The 24783-nt window shown below is 36.2% G+C and carries 22 protein-coding genes; 16 read left to right on the top strand and 6 right to left on the bottom strand.

Annotated elements, in window-relative coordinates; genetic code table 11:
• Positions 1 to 197: 197 nt before the first annotated feature.
• Entirely contained in the window at positions 198 to 365 is a 168-nt protein-coding gene (locus AC2117_RS18510) for a hypothetical protein (protein ID WP_005049256.1), read from the top strand.
• On the opposite strand, the gene nadC is transcribed toward AC2117_RS18510, so the two are convergent.
• Complete coding sequence (gene nadC / locus AC2117_RS18505) at positions 362 to 1207, bottom strand: carboxylating nicotinate-nucleotide diphosphorylase (RefSeq protein ID WP_005049254.1); 846 nt, start codon at positions 1205 to 1207, stop codon at positions 362 to 364. The genes AC2117_RS18510 and nadC overlap by 4 nt on opposite strands.
• A 171-nt stretch (positions 1208 to 1378) precedes the next feature.
• Between nadC and ampD the strand changes: the two genes are divergently transcribed.
• Both ampD and murJ read left to right on the top strand, forming a co-directional pair.
• Positions 1379 to 1948, top strand: a complete 570-nt coding sequence (ampD, locus tag AC2117_RS18500) for a 1,6-anhydro-N-acetylmuramyl-L-alanine amidase AmpD (RefSeq protein WP_133976024.1) — start codon at positions 1379 to 1381, stop codon at positions 1946 to 1948.
• Positions 1949 to 2020: 72 nt separating this feature from the next.
• Positions 2021 to 3571: a murein biosynthesis integral membrane protein MurJ gene (gene murJ / locus AC2117_RS18495; protein WP_171459081.1), complete on the top strand. Its 1551-nt coding sequence runs from the start codon at positions 2021 to 2023 to the stop codon at positions 3569 to 3571.
• Between the two features lie 48 nt (positions 3572 to 3619).
• Here murJ and AC2117_RS18490 read toward each other — a convergent pair whose 3' ends face one another.
• From AC2117_RS18490 to AC2117_RS18470, 5 genes are all read right to left on the bottom strand, one after another.
• Positions 3620 to 4315 (bottom strand): FKBP-type peptidyl-prolyl cis-trans isomerase, encoded by a 696-nt coding sequence (locus AC2117_RS18490; RefSeq protein ID WP_197730952.1) that lies wholly within the window; start codon positions 4313 to 4315, stop codon positions 3620 to 3622.
• A 49-nt stretch (positions 4316 to 4364) separates the two neighbouring features.
• Positions 4365 to 5090, bottom strand: a complete 726-nt coding sequence (locus AC2117_RS18485; protein WP_133976018.1) for an FKBP-type peptidyl-prolyl cis-trans isomerase — start codon at positions 5088 to 5090, stop codon at positions 4365 to 4367.
• A gap of 191 nt (positions 5091 to 5281) precedes the next feature.
• The gene (locus tag AC2117_RS18480; RefSeq protein WP_133976016.1) at positions 5282 to 7465 is read right to left on the bottom strand and encodes a polysaccharide biosynthesis tyrosine autokinase; all 2184 of its coding nucleotides are present in this window, start codon (positions 7463 to 7465) and stop codon (positions 5282 to 5284) included.
• Between the two features lie 18 nt (positions 7466 to 7483).
• Positions 7484 to 7912, bottom strand: coding sequence for a low molecular weight protein-tyrosine-phosphatase (locus AC2117_RS18475; protein ID WP_133976014.1), 429 nt, complete (start codon positions 7910 to 7912; stop codon positions 7484 to 7486).
• Between the two features lie 4 nt (positions 7913 to 7916).
• A complete protein-coding gene (locus AC2117_RS18470) occupies positions 7917 to 9017 on the bottom strand; it encodes a polysaccharide biosynthesis/export family protein (protein WP_133976013.1) in 1101 nt (366 codons plus the stop codon).
• A gap of 355 nt (positions 9018 to 9372) precedes the next feature.
• On the opposite strand from AC2117_RS18470, the gene tviB reads away from it, so the two are divergent.
• Genes tviB through AC2117_RS18405 form a run of 13 tightly spaced genes read left to right on the top strand, consistent with a single transcriptional unit; the run spans position 9373 to position 24739 of the window.
• Complete coding sequence (gene tviB, locus AC2117_RS18465; protein ID WP_133976011.1) at positions 9373 to 10647, top strand: Vi polysaccharide biosynthesis UDP-N-acetylglucosamine C-6 dehydrogenase TviB; 1275 nt, start codon at positions 9373 to 9375, stop codon at positions 10645 to 10647.
• Positions 10648 to 10660: 13 nt separating this feature from the next.
• Positions 10661 to 11785, top strand: a complete 1125-nt coding sequence (wecB, locus tag AC2117_RS18460; protein WP_045437383.1) for a non-hydrolyzing UDP-N-acetylglucosamine 2-epimerase — start codon at positions 10661 to 10663, stop codon at positions 11783 to 11785.
• A gap of 33 nt (positions 11786 to 11818) precedes the next feature.
• Positions 11819 to 13072, top strand: a complete 1254-nt coding sequence (wecC, locus tag AC2117_RS18455; RefSeq protein WP_133976009.1) for a UDP-N-acetyl-D-mannosamine dehydrogenase — start codon at positions 11819 to 11821, stop codon at positions 13070 to 13072.
• A complete protein-coding gene (locus AC2117_RS18450) occupies positions 13073 to 13627 on the top strand; it encodes an acyltransferase (RefSeq protein WP_133976007.1) in 555 nt (184 codons plus the stop codon).
• Positions 13628 to 13632: 5 nt separating this feature from the next.
• A complete protein-coding gene (locus AC2117_RS18445) occupies positions 13633 to 14838 on the top strand; it encodes a hypothetical protein (RefSeq protein ID WP_133976005.1) in 1206 nt (401 codons plus the stop codon).
• Positions 14835 to 16145, top strand: coding sequence for an O-antigen polymerase (locus AC2117_RS18440; protein WP_133976003.1), 1311 nt, complete (start codon positions 14835 to 14837; stop codon positions 16143 to 16145). The genes AC2117_RS18445 and AC2117_RS18440 overlap by 4 nt, the downstream gene beginning before the upstream one ends.
• The gene (locus tag AC2117_RS18435; RefSeq protein WP_133976001.1) at positions 16146 to 17114 is read left to right on the top strand and encodes a glycosyltransferase; all 969 of its coding nucleotides are present in this window, start codon (positions 16146 to 16148) and stop codon (positions 17112 to 17114) included.
• Entirely contained in the window at positions 17114 to 19252 is a 2139-nt protein-coding gene (locus tag AC2117_RS18430; RefSeq protein WP_133975999.1) for a bi-domain-containing oxidoreductase, read from the top strand. The genes AC2117_RS18435 and AC2117_RS18430 overlap by 1 nt, the downstream gene beginning before the upstream one ends.
• Positions 19249 to 21063: a heparinase II/III family protein gene (locus tag AC2117_RS18425; protein WP_133975997.1), complete on the top strand. Its 1815-nt coding sequence runs from the start codon at positions 19249 to 19251 to the stop codon at positions 21061 to 21063. The genes AC2117_RS18430 and AC2117_RS18425 overlap by 4 nt, the downstream gene beginning before the upstream one ends.
• Positions 21060 to 22271, top strand: coding sequence for a glycosyltransferase family 4 protein (locus tag AC2117_RS18420; RefSeq protein ID WP_080026080.1), 1212 nt, complete (start codon positions 21060 to 21062; stop codon positions 22269 to 22271). The genes AC2117_RS18425 and AC2117_RS18420 overlap by 4 nt, the downstream gene beginning before the upstream one ends.
• A gap of 1 nt (position 22272) precedes the next feature.
• A complete protein-coding gene (locus AC2117_RS18415; protein ID WP_068612746.1) occupies positions 22273 to 22881 on the top strand; it encodes a sugar transferase in 609 nt (202 codons plus the stop codon).
• Entirely contained in the window at positions 22878 to 23537 is a 660-nt protein-coding gene (locus AC2117_RS18410) for a NeuD/PglB/VioB family sugar acetyltransferase (protein ID WP_080026081.1), read from the top strand. The genes AC2117_RS18415 and AC2117_RS18410 overlap by 4 nt, the downstream gene beginning before the upstream one ends.
• A gap of 26 nt (positions 23538 to 23563) precedes the next feature.
• Positions 23564 to 24739, top strand: coding sequence for a DegT/DnrJ/EryC1/StrS family aminotransferase (locus AC2117_RS18405; protein WP_080026082.1), 1176 nt, complete (start codon positions 23564 to 23566; stop codon positions 24737 to 24739).
• Positions 24740 to 24783 lie beyond the last annotated feature (44 nt).

Here is a 24783-nt window from a genome sequence, read left to right as displayed (position 1 = left end):
TATAGATTTTGGGCAGGTTGTAGATGACATCTCACACAATCTAATGTTGGGAAATATAAATGAAGAGAGGTACTATCTTGTGGTGTAGATGAATAATAAAAATAAAGACTTACCTTTTGTAACACAACCTCCTAAGCCTGATCATATTTATCTTTTACCTTGGAACCCTGATTTTTTTAAAGTAATGGGGAAAATTTATGCTACAAGGTTTTATTGTATTATTAGCAGTAGTGACATTCGTTTTAATGGCTGCTGACCCACGTGATAGTGGGGCACAAGCGACTCAGTCAGCATGGCAGAAAACACAAGCGGCAGACATGACCAAGTCGCAAAAAAATACTAATAACGATGTAGACTTTATTTAAGCATTAAAACGCATTGATAAATCCACAGCTCTAACGTCTTTAGTCAGTACACCCATAGAAATGTAGTCAACGCCAGTAGTGGCAACTTCGCGCAAGTTTTCAATGGTGATATTACCTGATGCCTCTAACTTACAACGACCAGCAACATGTTTCACCGCATCGATCATTTGTTGTTGGCTGAAGTTATCAAGCATAACAATATCTGCACCTGCTTCGAGCGCTTGGTTTAGCTCATCCCAAGTTTCAACTTCGACTTCAACAGGTTTGCCCGGTGCAATTTGATGGGCTTTGGCAATTGCCTGAGCAATACCACCCGCCGCCATAATATGGTTTTCTTTAATTAAGAACGCATCAAATAAACCTAAACGATGGTTTTGACCACCACCGACAGCTACAGCATATTTTTGTGCAATACGTAAGCCTGGCAAGGTTTTGCGTGTATCGAGAAGTTTTGTATTTAAACCTTCGAGCTGTTGAACATATTCAGCTGTTTTTGTCGCAACCGCAGATAAAGTTTGAATAAAGTTTAAAGCAGGGCGCTCTACAGTGAGTAAGCTACGTGCAGAACCAGCAAGCTTTAAAAATGCTTCGTTTGCAGCAACACGCTCACCTTCTTGTTTTAACCAAGTCACTTGAACCGTATTGTCATAAGCTGAGATGAGTGCATTAACCCAAGGCTGTCCAGCTAAAACCATATCTTCACGGCTGATAATGGTTGCTGTTGCCTGTTCATCTTCAGGTGTGAGCATAGCGGTAATATCACCGTCCCCAATATCTTCTTGTAATGCTTGTTGAATATTGATTTGAATTGATTGTTCAAGCAAAGACTGAGGTATGCTCATACGGTTTCCATTTTGTAGATGACCCTAAAACTTGCGATATATTAGCACCGTCGACTTTAAAAATAAGCTGTTTTATGAGATTAATCGCGATAAACAATCGCATTTACTACTTTGAAAAGTAGATAACTGTTTTAAACTAAAACAATTGGCAAGCAATTTATTGGCATCTCAATGAAGCAAATTACACCGTATGAAGTTATAGATGGGCAATTAAAAGGGGCGAGACAAATCCCTTCTCCAAATTTTAACCAGCGTCCGACTGGTACCGAAATTCAAATGATCGTAGTTCATAATATTAGTTTGCCGCCGTCTCAATTTGGAGGCGGGTATATTGAGCAGTTTTTTCAAAACAAGTTAGATTGGTCAGTCCATCCTTATTTTCAGACCATTGAGGGGATGAAGGTTTCTACGCATTTACTGATTTTACGTAGTGGGGAGGTCCTACAGTTTGTTAATTTTAACGATCGGGCATGGCATGCAGGGCGTTCGAGTTATTTAGCCAAAGTAGAATGCAATGATTATTCAATTGGTATAGAGCTTGAAGGGAGTGATGATTTGCCCTTTGAAGAAGTACAATACGACGTATTAACCGATGTAGTTAAGATCATTCGTCAGGCTTATCCTGAAATTAAAAACCATATTGCCGGGCATTCAGATATTGCACCAGGCCGAAAAACTGATCCAGGGCCTTATTTTAAATGGCAGCACTTTAGACAATTACTTGATCAGAAAAAAAGTTGAGTTCATTCATCATTTCACAACGAAAAGATTTTCTAGTTTCATTACAATAGCGTCTTTCGAATATAGCTGTAGGTGAGTACGATGGCATTGTGGCGATCGACTTTTATTGTCAGTGCAATGACGATGTTGTCACGAGTGTTAGGGTTAGTGCGTGACGTCGTATTGCTCAACGTGTTTGGTGCGGGTAAGGATTTTGATACCTTCGTCGTCGCTTTTCGTATTCCCAACTTCTTTCGACGATTGTTTGCCGAAGGTGCCTTTTCTCAGGCTTTTATTCCGGTACTGACCGAATATAAAACAGGCCGAGCACACGCTGAAGTGCAGATCTTGATTAGTCGGGTATTTGGCTGCTTGTTAACAGTCATGACCTTACTTACTTTTGTGGCTATGGTCTTAGCGCCTGCTATCATTTATATGTACGCACCCGGCTTCCATAGCGATCCTGAAAAATTCGATTTAGCCGTCAGTATGTTCCGGCTGACCATCCCTTATTTATTGTTTATGTCGCTGACTGCTTTTGCCAGCAGTATTTTGAATAGTTATGGTTCGTTTGCTTCACCAGCTTTTTCACCAGTTTTGCTGAATGTCGCGATGATTGCAGGCGCATGGTGGCTTACGCCGTATATGGCTGAACCGATCAAAGCCTTAGGCTGGTCAGTTGTTGTGGCGGGTGTTTTGCAGTTAGCGATACAAATTCCAGAGTTATGGCGTAAAAACCTACTGATCCCACCTAAAGTTGATTTTAAACACGAAGGTGTAGAGCGTATTTTAAAATTAATGCTTCCAGCTTTATTTGGTGTATCTGTTACCCAGATTAACCTGTTATTAAATACGATTTGGGCATCTTTCATGCAAGATGGTTCAGTATCTTGGCTGTACAGTGCAGAGCGTATGACTGAATTGCCGTTAGGTTTAATTGGTGTTGCGATTGGTACAGTGATTTTACCTTCACTTTCTGCCCGTCATGCAGAACAAGATCAAGCAAAGTTCCGCGGTATGATCGACTGGGCTGCAAAAATTATTGTATTGGTTGGCTTACCAGCAAGTATTGCCTTATTTATGCTTTCTACACCGATTATTCAGGCATTATTCCAGCGTGGTGAGTTTGATGTACGTGATACACAAATGACAGCTCTAGCACTGCAATGTATGAGCGCTGGTGTGATTTCTTTTATGCTGATTAAAGTCTTTGCTCCCGGTTTTTATGCACAGCAAGATACTAAAACACCTGTACGTGTCGGTTTAATGTCAGTCGCAGCGAATGCTATTTTAAACGTTATATTTATTGGTTTCTTTAAGCTGATTGATTGGCACGCAGAGCATATGGCACTTGCTTTGGCATCTTCAGGCTCGGCTTTGGTGAATGCAGGTTTACTCTACTTCTATTTGCATAAGCGGAATATTTTTCGATTTGGTTCACATTGGAAAAAATTAGGACTTCAATATGGTTTAGCGAATCTTGCCATGATTGGAGCACTTTGGTTTGCGTTAAATTGGTATAACGGTGAACTTTCACAGTGGTTACGTGTTGCCGAAGTGGTTGGATTGTGTGTCGTCGGCGTAGTCGCTTATCTGGTTGCTCTCGTCGTTACAGGTTTTCGTCCTAGAGATTTAAAACACTAAAAATAAAAAAGCGATCTTAAATGATCGCTTTTTTTATATCTAATACATTTATTTTGGTAAAACTTGCAGTAATTCAATATCAAAAATTAAAGTACTGTTTGGGCCAATACTGTCGCCAGCACCGACCTCACCATAAGCAAGATTAGCCGGAATAAAGAAGCGAGTTTTCCCGCCTTCTTTCATGGTTTGCAGACCCTCTGTCCAGCCTGCAATGACTTGACTGAGCTGAAACTCAACTGGATGATTACGGGCAATAGAACTATCAAATACGGTCCCATCGAGTAAACGACCTTCATAATTCACTTTAACACGAGATGTGGCTTTCGGCTTTTGACCATTACCTTCTTTTAATACTTGGTATTGAAGACCAGACTTAGTCGTGATTACACCTGATTTTTTTGCATTTTCAGCAAGAAATGCTGTACCTGCTTGGATATTTAGTTGACCTGTTTTTTGAAATTCGACGAGTTGTTTAGCTTCTAAGGTTTTCTTATAGTCATTAATCGCTTTTGCCATTTCTTCATCAGTTAGGCGTGCTGTTTTACTTTGTGCGCCTTCTTGAAGACCTTGGTAAAAAGTATCAAGATTTAGATCTGTTAATGCATCAGTATTATTACGACCCATCAAATAGCCATAACTATAGCTAAATTGTTCTTTTGCTGGGCTTTTATTCGTTATAGGAGTTGCAGCAAGAACAGATAAACTCATTGTTGATGTTGCAATAATTAGACCAATTTTTTTCATGCCGTTTTCCAAAAAAAAGGAGAGTAATGTTCTACTCTCCTGAATGTTTTTATTTCACTGAAATGAGTTCTACATCAAAAATCAGTGTACTGTTTGCTGGAATGCCAGGAACTTCCTGAGGGCCATAGGCAAGATTTGATGGAATGAAGAACGTCGCTTTACCACCTTCTTTCATCAATTGAAGTCCTTCAGTCCAGCCTGGAATAACCTGATTGAGTGGAAACTCAACTGGCTCACCGCGTTTATAAGAACTATCAAAAACCTGACCATTAATTAAACGGCCTTCGTAATGTACTTTAACGATAGACTGCGCAGTGGGTTGTTTACCTGTGCCTTCTTTAGTAATGATATATTGCAAGCCAGACGCCGTAGTTTTTACGCCAGCTTTTGTTTTATTTTCTGCAAGGAATTGAGCATCTGCAGATTCAGGAGCAGCACCAGCAGCTTGTTCTGGTTTATTCTGTTGCTGCATTTTTTGCTGTAATTCTTTTTCATAAGCGGTTACAGCAGCTTTTAACTCTTCTTGAGTATAAGCACTTGGCTGCTTGCTGCGAGCATCATGAATCCCTTTCACAAATGCTTTTGTATCTAGCTCAGGCGGAGTTTGCTGTGCAACTTCATATCCAAGAACATAACTAATTTTTTCAATTGGGGTGGCATTTTTATTTGCTTTGCTTCCGACTTCTGTGGTCGGATGTTGGCTTGCATAATATACTGGTACAAGTGCAGCACCGCCTAAAACTACAGCGACAGCAATGGGTAAGGCTTTACTCATAAAAGGTTCCAAAAATAATCATTTGAGTCTAAAAAGGCTGCTTTTGATCTTAGCATGCTTAAGCATAGAATGTTTAAGAAAAAAAACGAGTGGTTTTTTATATATTTTAGTTAGTTTTAATGTGCTTAAGCTTAAAAAAATCTTAAATAAAAAACCGGATCATTTGATCCGGTTTTTTTATGACTTTACGCTTAATCTTCTTTTTGTGCTTTGTAAGCATAGGCGTAGTTATAGCCGTAACCATAACCCGCGCTAGCACGTTGAATGTCATTGAGAATAAAGCCGTTGACTTTAACACCCGCTTGTTCAAAGCGATTAAGTGTTAATTCAAGCTCTTTCATTTGTGACTTAGCATAACGAGCAACAATTAAGTTCACACCAGTATATTGTGAAATAATAATACCATCAGTTACTGCCAGCACTGGCGGAGTATCAATAATAATGTGGTCATATTGACTTTGTAGCTGTTCAAGTAATTCTTTAAATTGGTTTGAGCTTAAAATTTCTGAAGGATTTGTTGGGCTCTTACCACGTGTAATCACATCAAGGTTAGCAACTTGAGTTTTGTGAAGTGCCTGTTGAAGATCAGCTTGCCCACTCAATAATTCAGAAAGACCTGGCTTGACATCAACATCAAAATATTTATGCATATAACCACGACGCATATCGGCATCAATGAGTAACACACGTTTATCACCTTGCGCAAAAATTGTTGCAAGGTTAGTCGAAATAAAGGATTTACCTACTTCTGGTGAAGGTCCTGCAATCATAATGATATTATTTTTCGCATTCGCCAATGCAAAGTGAATCGCAGTACGGATACTACGTAAGCTTTCAATTGCAATATCATCACTATTTTTAACAGCAAGAATAGGAATACTCTTCTTCTTCTTTAAAATTTTGATGCGACTTTCTTGAATTGGAGAGCGTGGAACGGTTGCATAAACTGGTAAATCTAATTCATTTTCAATTTGTCCAGAATCTTTAATTCCTGTACGTAACATATTACGTAACAAGGCAATTAATGTTCCTATAAAACCACCTAAGAATAAAGATAAGATAAGGACTTGTAACTTTTTAGGTTTAATTGGTTCAACTGGTTCAACAGCAGTATCCACGACACGTACGTTTCCAATTTCACCAGCTTTTGCGATGCGAAGCTGTTGATAGGAATTTAATAAAGCAGTGTAGAGTTGCGTTTTTACCTCAACCTCGCGATACAATTGTAAATATTGACGTTGTACATCTGGTAATTGTTTTAAAGTACTGTTGAGTTCACCAATTTGTTTATTGATCGCTGAAAGCTGACCATTAATTTCACGCATTGCAGGGTGGTCAGCAGTATATTTTGCGGCCATTTCTGCTTGCTTTTGTTCAAGCTCTGCTTTCTTCGTTTCCAAAGTAATGCTTTGAGTTAAATAAAGTTCTGATTCTTTTGTTACATCCACAGTGTTGTACTGTTGACGGAACTTATTAAATTGACGCTCAGCATCATCTAATTGTTTTTTCAAATCAGGTAGTTGTTCATCCAAAAACTTTAAAGTTTGTGCAGATTCGGCTGAACGACGTTCAATATTTTGAGCACTATAAGTTACCAAAATTGCATTTAAGACTTTAGTGATATGCTCTTTGTCTTGACCTTGATAATTTAACCCTAAGACACCCGTAAGCTTACCGCGTTCTGCGACCGAGTAATTTAAGCTAAGTGCATTTACAGCAGCTGGTATGGATAAATTTTTAATATTATAAGTTGGATCGAGTTGATCTTTGGTAAAGATTGCAATTTTCCAAAGTCCATGTGGCCCAGCGACGTGATTAGCTTGATTTAACGGAACAGTTAATATTACTTCTTCTGTTTCCGGGTCGGTCAAACGCAGGGATTGTTTATCAAAATTAAGTAGTAAGTTTTTATCTAAGTAATATGCTGGAACCTCAAAGTCACGAACTTCAAAACTTTTTAATCCATCTTTAAATAAAACTGACTTTTTAGTGTATTCCGTTTTATATTCACTATCGTTTAATAAGCGATGAGTCAGTGTGTTTTCTGTACTAGAAATCTGAATATTTAGATGCAAATCTTTAATGACAGAACCTAATACTAAACGCGATTTTAAAATTTCAATTTCTGCTTGAGCTGGTGATTTTTGCTCAATCATTTGTGATAAATCACCTAAAAGCGCAGCAGACGCCCCTTTGCTGTCTTCAACTTGAACCAAAGCATCAACCGAATAGGTATCAGGTGTTACACGTAAATAGAGTAATGCACATACAAGGCTTAAAATAATGCAGAGGGCGATAAGTTTCCACTGAGCAATCAGTGAAAAAAATAATTCCTTTAGATCAATTGTATCTTCGGTATTAGTATTTTGGTTCATAAGCTTAAAATCTGAATGTTAAATATAAGGTTTCCAGTCATCAACACATTGTTGTATGAGTTGGCAAGTTTCATCAAAAATAGTTTGATCATGCTGATAAGGATCTGGCACATTTTTGTTTTGCCAATGGCCTAAGCGATAGGTTTTTCCCTTTGCAAAGGGCCAGGTTTGCTCAATATGTTTTTGCTGGTTGTGACTCATGACTAAAATCAGGTCAGCTCTTTTGATATGTTCCGCATTGAGTTTACGTGCAATATGCGGTTGCATATCAATACCTAATCGTTGCATACAAAGACGAGCTTTTTCATCAGCTTGATGACCAATAAGCCCTGCAATTCCTGCTGACTCAATATTTAACTGGGGGTATTTCTGTTTTAAGAAATACTCAGCCATTGGGCTGCGGCAAATATTTCCAATACAGATGACTAAAATATTTTTGAACTGCATGAAATTATTGTCCCAATCGATCTATATTATACAACGCGCTTGAGAATGGAATAATTTGGTTGACAACACGCTGCCAGCGAGTCAAGCCAGTTGCATCAACATAGACAATATCATTACTACGTAGTTTAAATTGATTGGCTAATCCGAAATCACCAATACTCATTAAGTTTAAATGATAGAGTTCGGTTGTTCGGTCATTTGGATTTGTACGTAAAACATAAATACGGCTAGCACTAGCAGATAAAGGATTTAGACCTAAACTTTCGCCTAGAGCATCACTTAGCGTCATACCCTGATCACGCATTGGTAAGGCTTGATTTTTACCAGATTCGCCCATGACATAAATTTTCTGGTTTTCTCGGGTGCTAACATAAATAGTGTCATTTGGTTGTACCAAAAGTTTATGCAGGGAATAACCCGCTCTTTCTAACTCAATTGTATTTAAGTTATATGTAACACCATTACGAATGAGCTGAACGTAGGTGTTGTCACCTTTATCAGTTACACCTCCAGCAAGGCCTAAAGCTGTGTATATACTTACTGGTTGATCGCTTAAGTAGAACTGACCACCTTTTATGACGCTGCCTTGAACAGAAAAGCGCTGGCCTTCATATGATAATACACGTACCGTAACATCAGGATTTTTTAAGAAGCGGCCTAATTGACCACGTAACTCACGGTTAACTTGAGCCAGAGTTTTACCGGCAGCTTTATAGCGGCCTACAAGGGGAAACTGAATATAACCACTTTGATCGATTGGGTAACCACTTGCTTGTACAGATTGTTCATTATTGACATTGTTTACAGGTGGCGTAATTTCAGGATAAGCCCAAAGTTGAATAGAGAGAACATCCCCAGGACTTAAACGATATATTGGCTGTTGGCTCTTAAATAGGGTTGCATAGTCACGTTGATAATCAACCTGTGCAGGTTGTATTGCGGGTAGAGTTTCTTGTGAAATTTTAACCACATTAACCGTAGTTCCAAGGTCGGTTTTATAAACGCCTTCACTTGGAATATCATAAGTTTGTAAACCGGAGGTAACTGCACAACTAGCAGCACTTAAACTTAAGGCAAGAACAGAAAAAAACTGGCAATACTTCACACGCGACCCTTTGTGTATTTATCTTTAATTGATATTGTCCACTGCATAGTAACAAGTGTCTATTAAACGCAGGCTGAACAGATTCTAGCTTAAAAGAGATGAAAAAACATCGAAAAATCGTATAGCTTTGTATGTTTAGTTTATCTGAACTACTTATTTAGACTGTAGTCACTTATTAGAAATATTAAAAATGTATTATTTTAACTAAACTAATAAATTCTACTTATAAGTGCTGTAAACACATTTATACAATTGGTGTACGGCGCTAACTTAAAATCTGATATAGTACGCTGCATTGTAAGTGCCAAAAGCATGATTTATTAGATATAAACTCTAAGGAAAAAGGCTCGTTTATATGCAAATTGCCAATTTAAAAATAGCAATTATTGGGTTGGGCTATGTAGGCTTGCCATTGGCAGTTGAGTTTGGGAAAAAAGTACCCGTAGTTGGTTTTGATATTTATCAAAAGCGTATTGATGAGCTCAAAAACGGTAAAGATCATACCTTAGAAGTTTCTACACAAGAATTAAAACAGGCGGTGCAATTAAGCTATACCGCTGACTTGAACGATTTAAAAGACAGTAACTTTTTTATTGTAACTGTTCCAACACCAATTGATGACTTTAAACAACCAGATCTCACTCCTTTAATTAAGGCATCAACTAGTATTGGTCAAGTGCTTAAAAAGGGGGATGTTATCGTTTATGAATCTACTGTGTATCCAGGTGCCACAGAAGAAGTTTGTATCCCAGTGCTCGAAGAAATTTCAGGTTTGAAATTTAACCAAGACTTTTTTGCAGGCTATAGCCCTGAACGAATTAACCCTGGTGATAAGTTACATCGTGTAACTAATATTTTAAAAATCACTTCAGGGTCGACTCCTGAAGTAGCTGATTATGTTGATGAAGTATACAACCTAATTATTGAAGCAGGAACTCATAAGGCGCCGAATATAAAAGTAGCAGAAGCTGCTAAAGTTATTGAAAACACGCAACGTGATGTCAATATTGCTCTCATTAATGAATTAGCCCTTATTTTTAATAAATTGGGTATAGACACGGAAGATGTACTTAAGGCTGCAGGAACCAAGTGGAATTTCCTACCTTTTCGACCAGGTCTGGTTGGTGGGCACTGTATCGGTGTTGATCCTTATTATTTAACACATAAAGCCCAGTCTATTGGGTTGCACCCAGAAATTATTTTAGCAGCTCGTCGTTTAAATGATCGTATGGGGGAGTATGTGGCGACTCAACTCATTAAAGAAATGGTAAAACGGCGTATTCAGGTTGTTGGTGCTCGTATTTTAGTAATGGGCCTTAGTTTTAAAGAAAACTGTCCAGATATTCGTAATACAAAAATTATTGACTTTATCAAAGCCCTTAAAGAGTACGACTTAGATTTAGATATTTGTGATCCGTGGGTAGATGATACAGAAGTCCAACACGAATATGGTTTAGCGCCAGTTAAAGAATTGAAGCAAGGTGTGTATGATGCGGTCGTTATTGCCGTTGCTCACGATCAGTTTAAGGCAATGACCGCAGAAGAGTTTCACGCGTTAGGTAAAACCAATCATGTACTTTATGATTTGAAATATGTATTAGATCAACAAGAATCATCGATACGTTTATAAGGAATTAGTTCAGGTGAAAAGAGTTTTATTGGTATTTGGAACAAGACCAGAAGCAATAAAAATGGCGCCATTGGCCTTAAAATTACAGCAAAATATTGAAGACTTCGAAACCAAAGTTTGTGTAACTGGGCAACATCGTCAAATGCTGGATCAAGTTTTAGAGCTCTTTAATTTAAAACCCGATTTTGATTTAAATCTAATGAAGCCAGGACAAACATTATCTGATGTTACTTCAGGAGTACTCAAAGGCTTGGAGCAAGTTTTTGAACAATGGAAGCCAGATATTATTTTAGTTCATGGTGATACGGCTACTACATTTGCTGCTTCATTGGCTGGGTATTATCATAAAATTAAAATTGGGCATGTTGAGGCTGGCTTAAGAACAGGCGATCTTTACTCTCCATGGCCCGAAGAAGCGAACCGCCAACTTACAGGTGTTTTGGCAAATTATCATTTTGCGCCTACGAACTCTTCTTATCAAAATTTAATTAAAGAAAATGTTAATCCAGAAACAATTATTGTGACTGGAAACACAGTTATTGATGCATTATTGCAAGTGAAAGATAAAGTTGAACAAGATGAAGATTTAATTCAGAAGTTCGAGCAAGAATTTAAATTTCTTGATAAAAGTAAAAAGCTAGTTTTAGTTACAGGCCATAGACGCGAAAACTTTGGTCAAGGTTTTTTAAATATTTGTACTGCATTAGCTAATCTTGCAAAAAAATATAGTGATATTCAAATTGTATACCCAGTTCATTTGAACCCTAATGTGCAAAAGCCTGTAAATGAATTGCTATCAGGTATAGATAATATCTTTTTAATTCAACCCCAAGACTATTTGCCATTTGTATATTTAATGAACCGTAGTTATCTTATCCTGACTGACTCAGGTGGTATCCAAGAAGAAGCTCCTTCGCTTGGAAAACCTGTTTTGGTTATGCGTGATACTACTGAACGACCAGAAGCTGTTGATGCGGGCACTGTGCGTTTAGTTGGTACTGATGTGAGTACAATTGAAAAATCGGTGTCGGAGTTATTGGAAAATACCTCACTATATAATGCTATGGCTGCTGCACATAACCCTTATGGTGACGGTACATCTTGTCAGCAAATTATTGATTTCTTAAAAAGAAATTAATTTTTTTATTATTTTAATTTAAAGTATTTGAATATGAATAAGTCATTTAAACATATCTGTGTTATCGGTTTAGGTTATATTGGTTTGCCAACAGCAGCGACTTTTGCAGCGCATGGAATAAAAGTTACGGGTGTGGATGTTAACCAACATGCTGTAGATATGATTAACCAAGGAAAAGTACACATTGTTGAACCTGATTTAGATGCATTGGTACGTGATGTTGTTGCACAAGGGAAATTGTCTGCTCAAACTACACCATTAGAAGCAGATGCATATATAGTTGCAGTTCCTACTCCTTTTAAAGATGATTATCAGCCTGATCTAAAATATATTGAAGCAGCTTCCAAAGCTTTAGCTCCTTTTCTGAAAAAAGGTAATCTTGTTATTCTTGAATCTACCTCTCCTGTAGAAGCCACGGAACAAATGGCAGCATGGTTGAGCGAAGCACGTCCAGATTTAAGTTTTCCTCAGCAAAAAGGTGAAGAAGCAGATATTTTAGTAGCACACTGCCCAGAACGAGTATTACCAGGTAAGGTTTTACAAGAGCTGATTAGCAATGACCGTATTATCGGTGGTATGACACCGCGTTGTTCAAAAGCAGCCTGTGAGCTATACAAAACTTTTGTCAAAGGTGAGTGTATAGAAACAAATGCACGCACTGCAGAAATGTGTAAATTAACAGAAAACTCTTTCCGAGATGTTAATATTGCTTTTGCAAATGAGCTTTCTATTATTTGTGATAAGTTGGATATTAATGTTTGGGAGTTAATATCTCTAGCAAATCGTCATCCTCGAGTAAATATTTTACAACCAGGCCCAGGCGTGGGCGGCCACTGTATTGCTGTTGATCCATGGTTTATCGTTGCTAAAACACCAGAGCAAGCGCGGTTGATTCGCACTGCACGTGAAGTAAATGATGCAAAACCTGAATGGGTCATTGATCAAGTTAAAATTAAAATTGCCGAATTTTTACAAGCGAATTCAACTAAGACTATTCAAGATGTAACGATTGCTTGCTATGGCTTGGCTTTTAAACCTGATATTGATGATCTTCGTGAGAGTCCAGCATTAGAGATTACTAAGAAATTAGCAGAACAAGGTTTTAATATCCTTGCAATAGAACCGAATATCAATGAACTCCCAAGCCAGCTTCCTTCAAATATTAAACTGATTTCTGTTGAACAGCATCAGCAAGCAGACATCCATTTAATCTTGGTTGATCACAAAGAATTTAAAAATATGGACCTCTCTTTTTCCTATATTGTAGATACGAAAGGCATTTTATAAATGTATAACCTATTCAAATTTTTTTTTAGGCTAGGGGATTATTATAGAGGTCTAAAACTTTTTTTGCTTATCCATTTATGTGGGGGAGTTTGTAAAGGTATTCCTAAAGTCGGGAAGAACGTTATTTTCAAATATCCTCCACATAAAGGAATTGTGATTGGTAAAAAGTGTGATATAGGTGCTTTTAGTCATTTTGATATACCACCATTAGGTCAATTAATAATAGGTGATTATGTGAAAATGACACAAGGAGTTGTAATTTCTGCAATTAATAAGGTTGAAATACAGAATAATACTCTAATTGCAGAGTGGGTATCTATCAGAGATGCACAGCACTTATTTGATAAAACTGAGCCAATAAATAAACAAGGGATGAAGAGGGGTGAAATTTTAATAGAAGAAGATGTGTGGATAGGTCGTGGTTCTAGTATTTTTCTAAATACTATAATTCGCAAAGGTACAATTATTGGTGCTGAATCTATCGTAAAAAGTATAGAAATTCCATCAATGCAAATACATGCGGGTAATCCACTTAAGTTTATAAAGAATAGATAGAGTGTATGAAGATTTTATCCAAACTTATAGCAGGAGGGATAATTATACAGTTACTCGTAGCAGTATCTGTTATGATATCTTCACGACTTTATAAGCCAGAAGTATTCGGTGAGTTAGGTTGGTACTTAAGTTTTGCTTCAGTGTTTTCAATTGTTGCTGCCTTGCGATTTGATTATATTGTATTGAGTGATAGAGTAAACGAAGAGGAAAAAAAAGAATTTTTTTCTAATGCCATAGTTGTTAGTCTTTTAATTTTTTCTTTATTATCTCTATGCACTATAATTGCTAATAGTATTTTTTCTTTCAAATATAGTATTACCTATTTGTTATTATTTTGTCTGAGTTTGAGTTTTTTTAATTTACTAAGTCAATATCTTATATTAATAAAAGACTATAAAAAATTTATTTTTTATAAGACAAATCAATTAATTCTTCAAATTATATTAATTGTGGGCTTTTATTATTATTTTTCTGAGAAAGGGTTGTTGTTAGCAAATATTTTTCCTCAATTAATTATTTCACTTCTATTTTTTTGGTTGATTAGAAATAACTTATCATTTAATTATAAGAATTTTAAAATTTTTATTCGTAAAAATTTGGGAGAAGGTTTAAAAAATTCCTTTCTTACATTTATACAGTACTCAACTCCTGTAATACCTGTTCTATTTGGTGGGTATATTTTTGATAAGAGCCAAATTGGTGCGTATTTTTTATTTTCTCAAACGATGGCAGTTCCATTTTCTTTAGTTAGAAGAAATGTTTTAATACTTTTTAATGGTGAATATAGTGATCCAGGAAAAATTAGAAAATTATTTGAACATGTATTAACGACAAGAAATGTGTTGATTGCTACTGGTGTTTTTTTATCCTTGTTAGTATTTTTGGTATTCTGCTCAAAATATATAATAATAATGTTTTTTGGCCGAGAATGGTTAATGTTTTCTTGGTTGTTGTCCTTGCTATTTGTCTACTATTTTATTGATGCTTTATTACAACCTTTAACTACTTTGTATCCATTGTGGGGAGAGGTTAATAAAGCTTTAGGTTTTGAAGTAACTAGGTTTATTTCTGTAGCGATAATTTTACCGTTAATTGCCTTTTTTGCAAAATTGTCTTTTTTATATTTTATTATTTTATTTTTGATAATTATGTTGCTTATTTATGTTGTAAATTTTTATAGCATTTTAAAGTATGTTAAGAGGTTAAAATGAATAGATTCGCATTTATTTGGGGAGTAATCTCACTTGTAATGATATGTCTCTTATGGCTTCTCATAAGTTTGGATAGTCTAGATTTATTTTTAAATTTCTCTCTTGTTTTTATTGCTTTACTTACTTTTTTTCAAATAAAGAAAAGCGGTATTCTTGCACCGAGTACAATAGTTTTTGTAACAGCGTTGCCCTATTTCTTAACAGCAATATATAATTCATTTATTTATAAAGACTATAGTTTTTTTCTGGAAAAAACTAATGCTAGCTTAATATTATATTCTTTTATTTTTTTTGGTTCTTTTATTTTTTTTGATTCATATTTAAATAGAATTAAAACTATTGAATTGGATTTTAGGAAAAAAATTAATCCAACTATTGTTTTTTTAATATATGGAGCGATTGTACTTATATATATTACTATGGTTTCGATGTCATTTTCACTAGATATTGGAGCAGTAACGCGTGCAGATATTTATAAGTCAAAATCTACTTTTTTCGATGTTTACAAACTTTTTGTTTACTCTTTTTCTGTCTTTTATATTTGGTTTATTATTTGTATTGAGGAAAAGAAAGGGAAGTTTTTATTCTTTTGGTTGTTGCCCTTAATTTTATTTTCCGCGACTGATATTTTAATTCTAGGTGATAGAAAACTAGCAATATTGTTGTTTATTATTTGTGCTTATACTATTAATGTCAAAAGACGCATTAACCCTGTCTATATTGGATATGGATTTATATTTGCTTTATTAATGTGGCTTTATGGGTATTTAAGAAACACTAGTGTTTCTCAATGGGGCAATATTTTAAGTGAATTAGACTATGGTACAGCGTTTAGTCCTGATAAATCTGAATTTGGAGCATTTAGTATTATTTGGAATGACTATTTTTCTAAATATTCTTCAGTTCAAATGCATCCTACTTATTTAGAAACATTTGTACAGATTGTTCCAACATTTATTTTTCCTAACCGACCTATTTCACCCTCAGTTAACTTTGTAAAAGAATTTTATCCGGATATTTATAGCTCAGGTGGTGGATTAGCTTTTAATGCGATTCTTGAGTCCATGATGAATTTTAATATATTAGGACCTGTTGTTTTTGCATTTTTACTTGTATTCTTTTCTAAGTTTTATAATAAATCTTCTTTTGGAGTTTTGCTGGGTACAATATATATCTTCTGTTTTTCCTTTACTTTAAGGAATGATATGATTAGTAATTTCAGAACGTTTTTTATTCTTAGTGTTGTAGTTTTAGTAGCTATTTTGGTTTTTTGTAGAGTTGGGAAATTAAGAGCAGGTGGGAATTAAGTGGATAAAATATATTTTATTGGTAAACTTCCTTCACCTATAGGTGGTGTTACTGTTTTTAATCAACGTAAATTAGAACAATTAACTAATAGTTTTCCAAATGTTAATTTTGTTTTAATTGAGCCGAATAAAAAGAACCTATTTAAAATACTTTTAGTATTAAGGTCTAAATCAATTAAACATTTGAGTGCTTCTAATTTTCTGTTGATTTTGTTGGCTTCTTTCCTTGCAAAATATCAAACAGTCATATTTTATGATCATAACTCTAGTCGACATTTTTCTTCTTTAAGGAATTGGAAAAAGAATATCTATTTAAATTTTTTTCTTAAGTGTAAAAATATTATGTTAGTTAATGAGCATCTTAAGGAGAATTATAAAATATTTAATAGATTTCAAGATATTAATGATAAGTTTGAAACTGTTTCTGCATTTTTGCCTCCTGCAAAAGCCGAATTAAAAGATATTTTATATACGTATGATCCAAAGTTATTGGATTTATATAAGACAACATTAAAAAATCAGCAAAGGAAAATCATATTAACTAGTGCATTTCAGCCAAATTTAGATTCTAAAGGAGCTGATATTTATACATTAGATTCTTTAATAGATATTTTTGCGAAATTAGCACCAAAATATAAAAATGATTATTTCCTTATTGCTATTGCAAGTTATCCAGAAACTAGTTTTAGTCAAGAAATAAGAACAAAGGTACGTTCACTTACTGGTAAATATGACAATCTTCTCTTTTTAGAGAATGAGAAGAAAATATGGCCTCTTTTGGAGGTAACGAAATTGTTTATTCGTGCGACAACTACAGATGGTGACTCTGTAAGTTTGAGAGAAGCATTATATTTCGGTGCACCTGTTTTAGCATCGGATGTAGTACCAAGACCGGATAATGTTATGTTGTTTAATTTAGAAAAAGATGATCTCAGTCAAAAAATTGATGAATATTTAGGAAGTTATTAATGAAACAAATTCTTCAAGATATGGCAAATGGTGGTACGACTGTGACCGAAGCTCCTGTACCCCAATGCTCAAAAGGTCATTTACTTATTTCAACTACCACTTCTCTAATCTCCGCTGGTACAGAGCGGATGTTAGTGGGTTTTGGTAAAGCTTCTTTAATTGATAAAGCTCGCCAACAACCAGAAAAAGTGAAAATGGTGCTTGAGAAAGTACAAACTGATGGGCTGCTAACTACTTATGATGCGGTTAAATCGAAATTAGCTCAGCCTTTAGCTCTTGGCTACTGTAATGTCGGTCTCGTACAGGAAGTAGGTGCTGGAGTTGATGGTTTCCAAGTTGGTGATCGTGTCGTTTCCAACGGCCCTCATGCTGATATGGTTAAGGTACCCAAAAATCTTTGTGCAAAAATCCCAGATAATGTTGATGATGAATCTGCTTCATTTGCGGTAGTTGCTAGTATTGGTTTACAAGGTATTCGTCTTGCTCAGCCAACCTTAGGTGAAAGCTTTGTTGTAACTGGTGCTGGTCTGATTGGTTTGTTAACTATTCAAATGTTAAGAGCCAATGGTTGTCGCGTTCTCGCAATCGACTTTGACCAAAGTAAACTAGAGCTAGCAAAAAAATTTGGTGCAGAGGTGTGTAATCCTGGTATAGGTGAAGATCCTGTGGCAGCAGGTTTAGCTTTCAGCCGTGGTGTTGGTGTAGATGGTGTAATTATTACGGCATCGACAAAAGTGAGTGATCCAGTAACACAAGCGGCACGTATGAGCCGAAAGCGTGGCCGTATTATTTTAGTTGGTGTAACTGGTTTGGAGCTTAACCGAGCAGATTTTTATGAAAAAGAGCTAAGCTTCCAAGTTTCTTGTTCTTATGGACCAGGACGCTATGATGCTGAATATGAAGATAAAGGTAATGATTATCCTGTAGGTTTTGTTCGCTGGACTGAACAGCGTAATTTTATTGCAGTGTTAGATATGTTGGCAGCTGGTACATTAAATGTAGAGCCGCTTATTACTCAGCGCTTTCAATTTGAAGATGCGCCGAAAGCTTATGATGCACTTACTGAAGATAAATCTGGATTAGGGCTTTTATTAAAATATACCTCTCCAGTAGAAAGCCGTTTAGAAAAAAGAGTAGTTTTACGTCCAATTTTAATTGAGCCAAAGAATGCTGTGGTTGGTTTTATTGGTGCGGGTAACTATGCCTCTCGTATCTTAATCCCTGCTTTTAAAAAGGCTTCTTCTCAACTACATACCATTGTGACTTCTGGCGGTATTAATGGCGTAATCCATGGCGAAAAAACTGGATTTTCTGAAGCTTCTACAGATATTGAGGGATTATTAAATAATAAAGATATTAATACTGTAGCCATTGCTACACGTCACAATAGTCACGCTTATTTTGTTGAAAAAGTACTATCGTCAGGTAAGAATGTTTTTGTTGAAAAGCCATTAGCACTTACTTATGAAGAAATAGAAAAGGTAGAAGCTGTTTACAACCATAATATACACAGTAATCAATATGCTCGTGTTATGGTTGGTTTTAACCGTCGCTTTTCACCACAAGTACAAAAAATGAAAGCTTTGCTTAATACAGTAAAAGAACCGAAAAGCTTTATTATGACTATGAATGCTGGTGCTATTCCTGCAGATCATTGGACACAAGATAATGCTGTAGGTGGAGGGCGTATTATTGGTGAAGCATGCCATTTTATTGACCTTATGCGTTTTTTGGCAGGTTCCAAAATTGTTTCTGTACAAGCTAGACGTATGGGCGAAACTGATGCGGTACAGGTTCTAGAGGATAAAGCTTCAATTACGCTTGGTTTTGAAGATGGTTCTTTTGGAACAATTTTCTATTTAGCAAATGGAGCTTCAAATTTTCCTAAAGAGCGTGTGGAAGTATTTACAGCAGGCCGCGTGTTGCAATTAGATAACTTTAGAAAACTTAAAGCTTTTGGTTGGCCAGGGTTTAATAAAATGAATTTATGGCGACAAGATAAAGGTCAGGATGCTTGCGCAGCGGCATTCGTTGAAAGTATCCGTAATGGTAAAGAAACACCTATCCCAGCTGATGAAATTTTTGAAGTAGCTAGGGTAACTATTCAGGTTGCTGAAATTTTAAGAGCACAAACATGAGTTTGATCATGAAAGGTCAAACAGCTCTTGCATTAGGGCTGTTTAATTTGTTTAGAGTTTTTAAATACCGTGTGGGTGTAAAAACAGGACTGAATCCTGTTCAAAAGCTGTCTGCACAATTGCCAACGGGCTATTTCTTTAGTCAAAGTGGACAATCTGAACAAATTAATATACCAGTCAAATCAACTTTAACTGCCTTTGGATATTTAAAATATCCATTGGCGGGGCAATTCCCGAATTGGTTTTATAGTCCTTTAACTCAGCACACTTTTCAACATATAGAGAAGCCATGGTATCAAATCCCAGATTTTGATGAAAAGGTAGGGGATATTAAAGGTATATGGGAAGCTTCACGTTTTGATTGGCTCATTGATCTTGTTTTGCAAGAATGTAGGGTAAGGAATGGTCAAGCATTGGTTCAACTCGATTTATGGTTGAATGATTGGTGCAATAATAATCCTGCTTATTTAGGGCCAAATTGGAAATGTGGACAGGAAGCATCTATTCGTGTCATGCATATTATTAGTGCACTTATTGGCTTAGGAGAAATTAATCAATTAAATGATAACATCTCAAGTTTTATTGAAGTTCATTTAAAACGTATTGAACCAACTATTGATTATGCAATTGCTCAAGATAATAATCATGGGACATCTGAGGCAGCTGCACTTTATATAGGTGGAGCACTCTTAAATGCGAATAAACCTTCGTCACAATATGAAAAATGGCAAGCATTAGGTGAGAAATGGTTAGTTAATAGGGCAAACAAGCTTATCATGCAAGATGGTGGCTTTAGTCAATACTCAATTAATTATCATCGAGTGATGCTGGATTCGTATTGTCTAGCTGAAATTGTATGTCAGAAATTAAACCTAAAGCCTTTTTCAAAAAGTTTATATGCTCAATTGCAAAAAGCTACCGACTGGTTATATGTACTAACTCAGGCTAATGGTGATGTTCCTAATCTAGGAGCAAACGATGGCGCTAAACTTATTCCTGTAAGCCAGACCGATTATCGTGATTTTAGACCAACAGTTCAATTGGCTAGTACCTTATTCCACAAGCATAGTTACTATCAAGACTTAGGAACTTATGATCAAAGTTTAGACTTTTTCCACATACATAAATTGGAAAAAGAAAACTTTAAATTGCCTTCACGAAACCAAATTTTCAATGAGAGTGGTTTAATTACCTCTGAAAATAATAATTTCTTTGTTGCTTTCAAGTTGCCGAAATTTAAGTTTCGTCCAAGCCAGTGTGATGGATTGCATTTAGATGTCTGGTTTAAAGGTCAGAATATATTAAGAGATGGTGGTACATATAGTTATAATTCATCACCAAAAGACTTAGATTATTTCTCAGGCGTTGCAAGTCACAATACAGTTGAGTTTGATAAACACCAACAAATGCCACGTTTAAGTCGCTTCTTGTTTGGTGCGTGGATTACTCCAAAAAATTTAACTTATAAACCATATGAGTTTGGTTGTGGCTACCAAGACTATTGGCAATGTGAACACCACCGTAAAGTTTTATTAACAGATAATCAAATAGAAGTAGTAGATAATATTTCTGGTTTTCAGCAGCAAGCTATTTTACGTTGGCGTTTACAACCGGATCACTGGATATTAAACAATAATATTTTAACCAATGGACAAGTTGAGATAATTTTAGAAGCTGAGCATCCAATTTCTATTCATCTCACAGAGGGTGAAGAGTCGAGATATTATTATCAAAAGACTAAATTACCTGTTCTAGAAATTACAGCAACACAACCGACTAAGATTTTTACCGTAATTAAAGATATAACATGAAGATTTTATATTTCCATCAACATTTTTCTACGCCAAAAGGGTCAGCTGGGATTCGTTCTTATGCAATGGCTCAATCATTGATTCGCAATGGGCATCAAGTGACTATGGTTTGTGGTTCTTTTGGTGCTGGACAGACTGGTTTAACCCAACCTTTTAATAAGGGGGTGCGCCGTGGTGTAGTGGATGGTATTGATATTATTGAATTTGAATTGCCTTATTCAAATAGTTTATCGTTTTTAAAACGAATTCTAATTTTTTTAAGTTTTGCATTTAAATCAATTAAAGTTGCTTTGACAGAGCAATACGATATTGTTTTTGCAACAACTACACCTTTAACAGCAGGCATTCCAGGTATTTTTGCTAAATGGTTACGTCGAAAACCTTTTGTTTTTGAGGTGCGTGACTTATGGCCTGAGCTTCCGAAAGCTATGGGTGTAATAAAAAACCCTATTGTTTTATGGATGATGTCAGTACTTGAGTGGACTTCTTATCATTCTGCTGATCGTTTAGTTGGTCTATCCCCTGGAATTGTGGATGGCATAATCAAACGTGGTGTTGCACCAGACAAAGTAGCCTCTATTCCTAATGGATGTGATTTAGACATTTTTGCTTCTGATCACCAACCATGGCGCCCTGAAGGCGTAGAAGCAGCAGACTTGATGGCAATTTTTACAGGGACGCATGGCTTAGCAAATGGCTTGAATGCTGTGTTAGATGTAGCTGTAGAATTGAAAGACCGTCAAAGAACAGATATTAAACTTGTTCTTGTAGGTGATGGTATGCAGAAAAAAGCATTGATGGAGCGAGCTGAAAAGCTTCAATTAGATAATGTAGTTTTTCATGATCCCGTTAACAAAGCAAAGTTGGCTGGTCTTATGGCAAGCGCAGATATTGGTTTGCAAATTTTAGCGAATGTTCCAGCTTTTTATTATGGTACATCTCCTAACAAATTCTTTGACTATATTTCCGCAGGTTTACCAGTCCTGAATAACTATCCGGGTTGGTTAGCTGAGTTAATTACAAAGGAACAATGTGGATTTGCTGTACCACCTGAAAATCCAAAAGCCTTTGCTGATGCGCTGGAACAAGCTGCGGATCAACGTGAGCAGCTCAATCAGATGGGTAAAAATGGTCAGCAAGTTGCTAAAGAACAATTTAATCGATCCATTCTTTCTCAAAAGTTCTCTGACTGGGTAACAGGAGCATAATATGCTAAAGCGTTTACTGGATATTGTTATTGCTTCTATTGCTCTTACTTTACTCTCGCCATTATATTTCTATGTTGCATATAAGGTGAAAAAAAACTTAGGCTCGCCAGTATTGTTTCGCCAAGTTCGCCCAGGTTTACATGGGAAGCCGTTTGAAATGATTAAATTTCGAACAATGAAAGATGCAACAGATGCACAGGGTAATCCTTTACCAGACAGTGAACGCCTAACGCCATTTGGTAAAATGCTTCGTTCTACCAGTTTGGATGAAATGCCTGAGCTTTGGAACGTGATTAAAGGTGATATGAGTATTGTTGGCCCACGACCTTTACTGATGGAGTACTTGCCGCTTTATAATAAAGAACAGGCAAAGCGTCATGATGTACGTCCAGGAATGACTGGTCATGCTCAGGTTAATGGACGTAATGCAATTGGCTGGGAAGAAAAATTTAAGCTTGATACATGGTACGTGGAAAACAGATCGCTTTGGTTAGACTTTAAAATTATGCTACAAACCGTTAAAAAAGTAATCGCTAAAGATGATATTAATGAAGCGGGTGAGGCGACGATGACCAAGTTTACAGGTTCAAAGTCGGAAGCAGATAAATGAGTAACCAGATCTATGCGATTTATGGTGCTTCAGGTTGTGGTCGCAGCCTGATGCCTGTTGCAAGACAACAGCTCCAACGTCAGGGTATTGCAGCAGAAATTTATTTTATTGATGATAGTTTACAAGAAGAAAAGATAGTAAACGGACATACAGCTGTGAACTATCAAACTTTTAAATCAATAGAATGTTCTAATAAGTATGTATTAATTGCTATTGCGAATAGTCAAATTCGTGAAAAAATTGCCAATCAGTTGATTGCTAATGGTATTAAACTTTGGTCCGTACAAGCTGATAATTCAGTAATTATGGATAACGTTGAAATCAGTGAAGGGGCAGCCTTAAGTCCTTTCGTTTCAATTACATCAAATATAAAAATCGGTAAATGTTTTCATGCTAATTTATACAGTTATGTTGAGCATGACTGTGTGATTGGTGACTACGTTACATTTGCTCCAGGCGTTAAATGTAATGGTAACATTCATATTGAAGATCATGCTTATATAGGTGCTGGATCCGTCATTAAACAAGGGACACCAGAAAAACCTTTAGTGATTGGTAAAGGTGCTATTGTTGGTATGGGTGCTGTAGTGACTAAAAGTGTACCAGCTGGTGTAACAGTTGTCGGCAACCCAGCTAGAATTTTAGAAAGAAAGTAAGAAGTATTTTTTATTAGGAAATCATAATGTTAAACACTGCATTTGAACCATGGCCAAGTTTTACTACAGAAGAAGCTGACGCAGTCAAAAATGTATTACTATCAAATAAAGTAAATTATTGGACTGGCCAAGAATGTAGAATTTTTGAAAAAGAATTTGCCGAGTTTTCTGGTACAAAATATGCGGTCGCTTTGGCAAATGGAACTGTTGCGTTGGATGTTGCATTAAAAGCTTTAGATATTGGTGCAGGTGATGATGTTATTGTGACGTCTCGTACTTTTCTTGCTTCAGCAAGTTCCATTGTAACGGCGGGCGCTAATCCTGTTTTTGCAGATGTAGAGTTGGACTCTCAGAATATTTCACGACGTACGATTGAAGCTGTAATTACACCCAATACTAAAGCGATTATTTGTGTACATTTGGCCGGTTGGATGTGCGATATGGATCCGATTATGCAACTTGCTGCTGAGCGTGGCATCTATGTTATTGAAGATTGCGCACAGGCTCATGGTGCAAAATATAAAGGAAAAGCTGCTGGGTCAATCGGTCATATTTCTGCTTGGTCTTTTTGCCAAGATAAAATTATGACAACTGGTGGTGAGGGCGGGATGGTCACCACAAATGATGAGGCGCTTTGGAAAAAAATGTGGTCATATAAAGACCATGGTAAAAGCTACGACAGTATTTATAACAAACAACACCCTCCAGGTTTTCGCTGGTTGCATGATTCATTTGGTACTAACTGGCGCATGATGGAAATGCAAGCAGTTATTGGTCGAATTCAGTTAACACGTATGACTGAATGGACACAAAAGCGTACTGAAAATGCAGAAAAGATTTTAAAAGCGTTTGAAAATTCTCCTTACTTTAACGTTCATATCGCTTCAGATGATTATGTTCATGCGTATTATAAATGTTATGTGCAAGTAAATTTAGAGGCGTTACCAGATGGCTGGTCACGTGATCGTATAATGCAAGAAATTAATGCTCAAGATGTGCCTTGCTTTAGTGGCTCTTGTTCAGAAGTTTATTTAGAGCATGCATTTGATGGTACTCCATGGCGTCCAGAAAAACGTTTGGAAAATGCGCAGCAACTAGGTGAAACAAGCTTAATGTTTTTGGTGCATCCGACTTTGAGTCCAGACAGTATAGAAAAAACAATTCTTGCAATTAATGCCGTTAGTAGAGCTATACAATCATAAAAATGTGAAGCTATTCACATAGCTTTCTTTTGAATTATGATCTG

Source organism: Acinetobacter calcoaceticus, assembly GCF_900520355.1.
Lineage (GTDB): Bacteria > Pseudomonadota > Gammaproteobacteria > Pseudomonadales > Moraxellaceae > Acinetobacter > Acinetobacter calcoaceticus_C.
The sequence above is the reverse complement of the archived record's forward strand: the minus strand, read 5'-3'. Positions and strand labels throughout refer to the sequence as shown.